At 69.9% G+C, this 7,178-nt stretch carries 10 protein-coding genes and 1 pseudogene; 10 read left to right on the forward strand and 1 reads right to left on the reverse strand.

Features of this window, described 5'->3' with window-relative positions; translation table 11 throughout:
* The first annotated feature begins 2 nt into the window (after positions 1–2).
* The 10 genes from ACFO3J_RS25060 to rpsR all read left to right on the forward strand — a co-directional run bounded on the left by ACFO3J_RS25060 (position 3) and on the right by rpsR (position 6,756).
* Positions 3–962, forward strand: coding sequence for a metal ABC transporter ATP-binding protein (locus ACFO3J_RS25060; RefSeq protein ID WP_386433397.1), 960 nt, complete (start codon positions 3–5; stop codon positions 960–962).
* Positions 949–1,881, forward strand: a complete 933-nt coding sequence (locus ACFO3J_RS25065; protein WP_386433400.1) for a metal ABC transporter permease — start codon at positions 949–951, stop codon at positions 1,879–1,881. Before ACFO3J_RS25060 ends, ACFO3J_RS25065 begins: the two co-directional genes overlap by 14 nt.
* Entirely contained in the window at positions 1,878–2,744 is an 867-nt protein-coding gene (locus ACFO3J_RS25070; RefSeq protein ID WP_386433403.1) for a metal ABC transporter permease, read from the forward strand. The genes ACFO3J_RS25065 and ACFO3J_RS25070 overlap by 4 nt, the downstream gene beginning before the upstream one ends.
* A 29-nt stretch (positions 2,745–2,773) precedes the next feature.
* The gene (locus ACFO3J_RS25075) at positions 2,774–3,301 is read left to right on the forward strand and encodes a Fur family transcriptional regulator (protein WP_386433404.1); all 528 of its coding nucleotides are present in this window, start codon (positions 2,774–2,776) and stop codon (positions 3,299–3,301) included.
* A gap of 60 nt (positions 3,302–3,361) precedes the next feature.
* On the forward strand, positions 3,362–3,532 hold the full coding sequence (rpmF, locus tag ACFO3J_RS25080; RefSeq protein ID WP_386433407.1) for a 50S ribosomal protein L32: 171 nt from the start codon (positions 3,362–3,364) through the stop codon (positions 3,530–3,532).
* Between the two features lie 3 nt (positions 3,533–3,535).
* Positions 3,536–4,717, forward strand: coding sequence for a GTP-binding protein (locus ACFO3J_RS25085; RefSeq protein ID WP_386433409.1), 1,182 nt, complete (start codon positions 3,536–3,538; stop codon positions 4,715–4,717).
* Between the two features lie 156 nt (positions 4,718–4,873).
* A complete protein-coding gene (gene rpmG / locus ACFO3J_RS25090) occupies positions 4,874–5,038 on the forward strand; it encodes a 50S ribosomal protein L33 (RefSeq protein WP_386433412.1) in 165 nt (54 codons plus the stop codon).
* Positions 5,039–5,087: 49 nt separating this feature from the next.
* A complete protein-coding gene (gene rpmE / locus ACFO3J_RS25095; RefSeq protein WP_386433415.1) occupies positions 5,088–5,297 on the forward strand; it encodes a 50S ribosomal protein L31 in 210 nt (69 codons plus the stop codon).
* A 17-nt stretch (positions 5,298–5,314) separates the two neighbouring features.
* Entirely contained in the window at positions 5,315–6,451 is a 1,137-nt protein-coding gene (locus tag ACFO3J_RS25100) for a CobW family GTP-binding protein (protein WP_386433418.1), read from the forward strand.
* Between the two features lie 56 nt (positions 6,452–6,507).
* On the forward strand, positions 6,508–6,756 hold the full coding sequence (rpsR, locus tag ACFO3J_RS25105; RefSeq protein WP_386433420.1) for a 30S ribosomal protein S18: 249 nt from the start codon (positions 6,508–6,510) through the stop codon (positions 6,754–6,756).
* A gap of 116 nt (positions 6,757–6,872) precedes the next feature.
* Here the strand turns inward: rpsR and ACFO3J_RS25110 are convergent.
* Positions 6,873–7,178 (reverse strand): annotated as a pseudogene (locus ACFO3J_RS25110) (hypothetical protein); the annotation flags it as partial.

Here is a 7,178-nt window from a genome sequence, read left to right on the forward strand (position 1 = left end):
TCGTGCGTCCGATCGCCCGCATCCGCGACGCCGCCGGGCCCGGCGTACCGCACCAGCACGGGCCGACCGACGACGCCGCGTCCGCAACCCGCGCCGCCGACACAACGCCGGCCGCCCGGCAGCGGAATGCCGTGGTCTGCCTGCGGGCGGCCTCGGTGCGGGTCGGCGGACGTGCCCTGTGGTCGGACGTGAACCTCGACATCGCCCCCGGGGAGTTCGTCGCTGTCCTCGGCCCGAACGGGGTCGGCAAGTCCACGCTCGTCAAAGCGATCCTCGGACTCATTCCCATCACCGGCGGCGACGTCACCGTCCTCGGCCACAAGCCCGGGCACCTCGCGCACCTGGTCGGGTACCTGCCCCAGCGCCGCAGCTTCGACGCGAGCCTGCCTATCCGCGGTGTGGACATCGTCCGCCTCGGGTGGGACGGCGACCGCTGGGGCCTGCCCAGGCCGGGCGCCGCTCGAGCGGCCCGCAAGGCGATCGACGAGGCCATCGAACTCGTCGGTGCGTCGGCGTACGCGCATCGGCCGATCGGACAGTGCTCGGGCGGTGAGCAGCAGCGGCTGCTGATCGCCCAGGCACTGGTCCGCCGCCCACGGCTGCTGCTCCTCGACGAGCCGCTGGACAGCCTCGACCTGCCCAATCAGGCCGCCGTGGCCGCACTCATCGGCCGGATCTGCGCCGAGGAAGGGGCCAGCGTCATGATGGTGGCGCACGACGCCAATCCGATCCTGCCGCACCTGCACCGGGTGGTGTACCTGGCGGAGGACGGTGCGGTCGCCGGAACCCCCGGAGAGGTCATCACCTCCGAGACCCTCACCCGGCTCTACCGCACCACGATCGAGGTGCTGCACACCTCCGACGGCCGGCTCATGGTGGTGGGGCAGCCCGAACCCGCCGCTGTGCACACCGACCGGCACTCGGTGGCCGGGCAGCAGGGGGCGGGCCATGCTGACCACTGACGCGGGCTGGTCGTGGAACCCGCTGACGGACGTTCAGCAGATGTGGGCCTTCCCCTTCATGGTGAACGCCTTCCGGGCCGGCACGGTCGTCGCCGTGCTGGCCGCGGTGATCGGCTACTACATGGTCCTGCGCCGGCAGAGCTTCGCGGGCCACACCCTGTCCGCCGTGGCGTTTCCGGGGGCGGCTGGCGCCACGCTGGCCGGCGTCGCCCCGCTGTACGGCTACTTCACGTTCTGCGTAGGTGCCGCACTGATCATCGCCGCCATCCCCCGAGAGGGCCGCGAGGGCGGTCGGGAGGAGGCGGCCGTCACCGGAACCGTCCAGGCACTGCTGCTCGGCACCGGTTTCCTGTTCATCGCCCTCTACAAAGGCTTCCTCGGCGGCGTCAACTCCCTGCTGTTCGGCAGCTTCCTCGGCATCACCACCTCCCAGGTCGACGTGCTCGCCGCCGTGGCAGTCGCAGTCCTCGCGGTGGTGGCGCTCATCGGGCGGCCCCTGCTGTTCGCCTCGGTCGACCCGGCGGTCGCCGAGGCGCGAGGGGTGCCGGTACGGCTGCTGTCCAGCGTCTTCCTGGTCGTGCTCGGCACGGCGACGGCGGCGACCAGCCAGATCACCGGAGCTTTGCTGGTCTTCGCCCTGCTGGTGATCCCCGCCGCCACCGCCCAGAACCTCACCTCCAAGCCGTTCCTGGGCATGGCCCTGTCCGTGGTCATCGCGCTGACGGTCACCTGGACCAGCCTGACCGTGGCCTACTACTCGCCCTACCCCATCGGATTCTTCGTGACGACCTCCGCCTTCGTCCTGTATGCCGCGTCCTGGGGTGCACGCGCGCTGCGGGACAGCCACAGCCGTCCGGCCTCCAAGACGGCGAGCGTAACGCCGGCATCCGAGCCCTGGATCTCGGGGAGCGTGCTGTGATCGTCTCGGCGGCGTCCGTACTGCCCGGAGCGCTCGGGCACCCGTTCTTCCTGCATGCCGTGCTGGCGGGCGCGGCGATCGCCGCCGCGTCCGGCATGGTCGGCTACTTCCTGGTCCTGCGGGCGCAGGTCTTCACCGGGGACGCGCTCAGCCACATGGCGTTCACCGGTTCGCTGGCCGCGCTGGCCGCCGGAATCGACCTGCGCGTCGGGTTGTACGTGGCCACCGTTGCCATTGCCGTCCTGCTCGGCACCATGGGTGCCTCCGGCCGCGCCGATGACATCGCCATCGGTAGCGTCTTCGCCTGGATCACCGGCCTGGGCGCCTTCTTCCTCACCCTCTACACCACCTCCAGGGGCGCCGCCGACGGCGGCGCCGGAGTCAGGGTGCTGTTCGGCTCCATCTTCGGCCTGTCAGCGGGCCAGACCGTCACGACTGCGGCCGTGGCCGGCGGCGTATCCATGGTCGTACTGGCCGGCTTCCGCCCGCTGATGTTCTCCTCGGTCGACGAAGCGGTGGCCGCGGCCCGCGGAGTGCCGGTACGCGTCCTCGGCTTCGCCTTCCTCGCCCTGGTCGGAGTCACCGCCGCCGAGGCGACCCAGGCCGTGGGATCGCTGCTGCTGCTCGGCCTGCTCGCCGCGCCGGTCGGCGCGGCCCAGCGGCTGACCAGCCGGCCGTCACGGGCGTTCGCGCTGTCCACGGTGCTGGCGGTCGCCGAGATGTGGGGCGGCCTGGCCGCCAGTTACTTGGTGCCCAAGATGCCGCCCAGCTTCGCCATCGTCGCCGTCGCCGCATCCGTATATGCCGCGGCCTTCCTGCTCGGCCCCCGTGACCGGCGTGCGACGCCTGCCACCACTGGCTGACCGCGCAGGGATGAAAGGGGAGATCCCACGTGCCCGGCACCTACCGAAGTCCCACCGAGCGCTCGACCGAAGACGCCCGGATACCCGGCCGCCGGACCCCTCAACGCCGTTCGCTGCTCGAGGCATTGATGAAGGGACACGACTTCCTCAGCGCGCAGAGCCTGCACAACACGTTGCGCCTCAAAGGCGTGCACGTCGGGCTGAGCACCGTCTACCGGACCCTCGCGGCCTTCTGCGAAGCCGGGCTCGCCGACGTCGTGCGCGACAGCAATGGCGAGCGGCTCTTCCGCTACCGCCCCAGCCGGGGGCACCAGCACTATCTGCTCTGCCGCAGCTGTGGATTCAGTGCACCCGTGGAATCCACCGCCGTCGAAGCGTGGGCCCAGGCCATCGCCGACACGTCCGACTTCGCCGAAGTCGAGCACACCGTCGAACTGACAGGCATCTGCGGAGACTGCCTCCACGACGCCCGCCGGACCGACGTGGCCGGCCGGCCCGCGTCGGAACTTTCGCCAGATGCTGGACCTGCAGAGGCACAGGACAGCGCCAAGGATTAGCAATGAAATTCATGTTCATATAGCGTGGGTGTCCTACCCGAACCTCCGGAGGACCTCGCCATGGCCGTTCCCAAGCGGAAGATGTCCCGCAGCAACACCCGTCACCGCCGCGCACAGTGGAAGGCGTCGCCGCCGCAGCTCATGCCCGTCGTGATCGACGGCACCCGATACCTGGTTCCACAGCGGCTCGTGAAGGCGTACGAGCTCGGCCTGCTGAACCCGGAAGGCTGAGTGGTGGCTACACCCGGCGGGCGGCTGCCCGTGACCGTCCTGTCCGGATTCCTCGGCGCGGGAAAAACAACGCTGCTCAACCACGTCCTGAGCAACCGCCAGGGCATGCGGGTCGCGGTCATCGTCAACGACATGAGTGAGATCAACATCGACGCGGCACTCGTCCGCGGCGGGCAGGCGGCCTTGTCGCGGACCGGCGAGCGGCTGGTCGAGATGACCAACGGGTGCATCTGCTGCACCCTGCGCGACGACCTGCTGGAGGAGGTCGACCGGCTCGCGCGGGAGGACCGGTTCGACTACCTGCTCATCGAGTCGAGCGGGATTTCCGAGCCGATGCCGGTCGCCGCCACCTTCGCCTTTCCCCGCGACGACGGTGCCACCCTCGGTGACCTGGCCCGGCTCGACACGATGGTCACCGTGGTGGACGCGGCCGGGTTCCTGGCCGAACTGGCGGCCGGAGACGGGCTGTCCGAACGAGGCCTCGACCAGTACGAGGAGGACGAACGCACCGTCAGCGACCTGCTGATGGACCAGGTCGAGTTCGCCGACCTGATCGTCCTCAACAAGCTCGACCTCGTGGACGAACAGGAAGCTGTCCGGCTGCGGGCGGCGCTCGGCCGGCTCAACCCCGGTGCCCGCGTGATCACCGCCCGATACGGACAAGTGCCGCTGGAAGAACTCCTCGGCACCGGCCTGTTCGACCTGGAGCGGGCCCAGCAGGCACCCGGGTGGGTGCGGGAACTCAACGGCGACCACGTACCCGAGACCGAGGAGTACGGGATCTCCAGCACCGTCTTCCGCTCTCCGCTGCCGTTCCATCCCGAGCGGCTGTGGGCCTTCGTCACCGAACGCCTCGACAGTGGTGAGTTCGGACAGATCCTGCGCTCCAAGGGCTTCTTCTGGCTCGCCAGCCGCCCGGGGGTCACCGGCCTGTGGTCGCAGGCCGGAGCGGTCGCCCGTTTCGAGCCCTCAGGGGCCCGCGACGCGGACACGCTCCAGGGGCAGGAACTGGTCTTCATCGGAACATGGCTGAAAGCGGACGCTCTCCAGAAGGCGCTGCGAGCCTGCCTGCTGACCGAGGGCGACACCGGTCCGTACGACGACGTCTTCCCCGCCTGGGACACCTTCGGCATCGAAGATGAACACAACCACGACCACCACCACGCCGAGGCCCAGCGCGTGTAGCGTCCGACGGGGAAGGCCGCCCCCGGTTGGATCCGGCGGGTACGACGACAGAGAGCGGTGCACCGTCCGATGGATGGAGTGCCGCTCTTTGTCATGGGCGTCGGGAACATTGCGAAGCCGCCTTGAATATGAAAATCGTTTCCGTATAGTGGGCGCGTGGCCCGTAAGGAAGTACGCCCGATCATCAAGCTCCGCTCGACGGCGGGCACCGGCTACACCTACGTGACCCGCAAGAACCGGCGCAACGACCCCGACCGCGTGGTCCTGCGCAAGGACGACCCCGTGGTCCGCCGGCACGTCGACTTCCGCGAAGAACGCTGAGCCGGCCAGCACTGAAGAAGAGCCCACGACAAGGACGAGGAACCCTGCTGTGAAACCTGATATCCACCCCGCCTACGGCCCCGTCGTCTTCCGCGACAAGGCCGCCGACTTCGCTTTCCTCACCCGCTCCACGGCGACGAGCACCAGGACCGTCGAGTGGGAGGACGGCCGGACCCACCCCTTCTACATTGGAACCGCCAGGGTCCTGGACACCGCCGGACGCGTCGAGCGCCGCTACGGCCGGCGGGGGACCCGGTGACGGGCGCCGGCGACCGGATGCCGGTCGTCATCGTGGCTGGCCTGCACAGGGATGCCCGGCAGGCGGTCGTCGCGGGGTTGCTCCGGACGGTGGCCGGCAGCGTCGCGCTCCACCACGATCTCTCCGCGGCGTTGGCCGGCACCGTGCGGCGCACCGTCCGTGACGCCGACAGCATTCTCTCCAGCGGTGAGACCCCTCTGGTCAACGACTGCGCCTGCTGCGCGCTCCGCGAAGACCTCGTGCCGGAACTGGAGCGTCTGGCCGCAGGCGGCCTGACCCGGCTCGCGGTGGTGGAACTGTGGGATTCGGTCGAGCCGCAGGCCATGGCCGAGATCATCGCCGGGCAGGGCGCCGACTTCCTCGAACTGACCGGCGTCATGACCGCCGTCGACCCCGCCCTGAACCTACCCTGCCTTGCCAACGGCGACGACCTCCACGAAGCAGGCATCGCCGCCGCCCGCGAGGACCAGCGGACCGTCGCGGACACGTGGGCACACCAGTTGGAATACCCGCCCGTGCTCGCCATCGTCCAGGACGACGAAGTGACGGACGAGGACCGCGCCCTGCTCAGCCAACTCCACCCGACCGCCCGACAGGTACGGGCCGCGAGCCCGGACCTGGTCGGGGAGGCGTTCGCAGGGTTCGACGTGGGCGCCGCGGCGGCAGCCCAGCATCCGGCCTGCGCGCGCCTTCCCCAGGAGGCCGATGCGGCGGGCGTTTCCACCTTCGTCTGGCGCCGCCGCCGCCCCTTCCACCCCGGGCGGCTCTATGACGCGTTGGAGGACCTGGTCTGTGCCGCCGCCCGCAGCCGGGGGCGCTTCTGGCTTGCCGACCGGCCCGACACGCTCCTGGCGTGGGACGCGGCCGGCGGCGCTCTCTGCGTCGAAGGCGTCGGTCCCTGGCTGGCCGCACTGCCGGACGCGGCCTGGGAGATGGAGTCCCCGATGCGCACGGCCGCTGCGGCTCTCGACTGGGACGCCGAGCACGGCGATCGCTGCCAGCACCTCGTCTTCACCTCACCAGGACTCGACCGGGACGGCATCGAAGACCTCTTGAATTCCTGCCTGCTGACCGATGCCGAATACGGGGCGGGGCACGACGCGTGGCGGGCCCTGCCGGCAGCCTTCGACGAACTTCTCGACCCCGTCTCCTGACCCCGTTGTCCCAGCGACCCCTCCCGGCCATACCGCCGAACGACCAAGGAACACGCATGGCTCGCCGACCCGAACCCCGCAAGACCACCAAGCCCCGCCCGAACCCCCTGGACGCGGCGAAGATCGACTACATCGACTACAAGAACACCGACCTGCTGCGGAAGTTCATCTCCGACCGGGGCAAGATCCGCAGCCGACGCGTCACCCGGATCAGCGCCCAGCAGCAGCGCCGGATGGCACGAGCCATCAAGAACGCCCGGGAGATGGCCCTGCTCCCCTACACCTCGTCACCCTCCGCCCGCTGAGGCGTGGCGTGCCACCCCGGGCCCGGGCCGGCGGTGGGGGCGCCGGCCCGGGTCGGGACCGCGTGCTCGGCTGCGTACCGCTGATCAGGTGATCAGGTGTACCGCCGGTCAGGTGATCAGCTGGCGTTGACCGCGGTGTCGTCCACCAGGAACGAGGTCTGGAGCGAGGAGTCCTCGGTGCCGGTGAACTTCAGGGTGACGGTCTGCCCGATGTACGGGGTCAGGCTGACCGTGCGCTGGACGTAGCCGGTGCCCTTGTTGACGTTGGAGTAGCTGGCCAGCGTGGTGGAGCCCGCCGCGACGGTCAGCTTGTCGTAGGCGGTGCTGGTCGTGGTCTCCGACGAGTCGATGTACAGGTAGAAGCTGAAGGTCGCCTGCGTGCAGGAGGCCGGGATGGTCACCGACTGCGAGAGCGTGTCGGT

Source organism: Streptomyces polygonati (assembly GCF_042650325.1).
GTDB classification, from domain to species: domain Bacteria; phylum Actinomycetota; class Actinomycetes; order Streptomycetales; family Streptomycetaceae; genus Actinacidiphila; species Actinacidiphila polygonati.

Excerpts from the sequence above, each read along its gene's own strand:
- ACFO3J_RS25100 (WP_386433418.1), top strand. The coding sequence starts at position 5,315 with ATGCCGGTCGTCATCGTGGCTGGCCTGCACAGGGATGCCCGGCAGGCG.
- ACFO3J_RS25065 (WP_386433400.1), top strand. The coding sequence starts at position 949 with ATGCTGACCACTGACGCGGGCTGGTCGTGGAACCCGCTGACGGACGTT.
- rpmF (WP_386433407.1), top strand. The coding sequence starts at position 3,362 with ATGGCCGTTCCCAAGCGGAAGATGTCCCGCAGCAACACCCGTCACCGC.
- rpsR (WP_386433420.1), top strand. The coding sequence starts at position 6,508 with ATGGCTCGCCGACCCGAACCCCGCAAGACCACCAAGCCCCGCCCGAAC.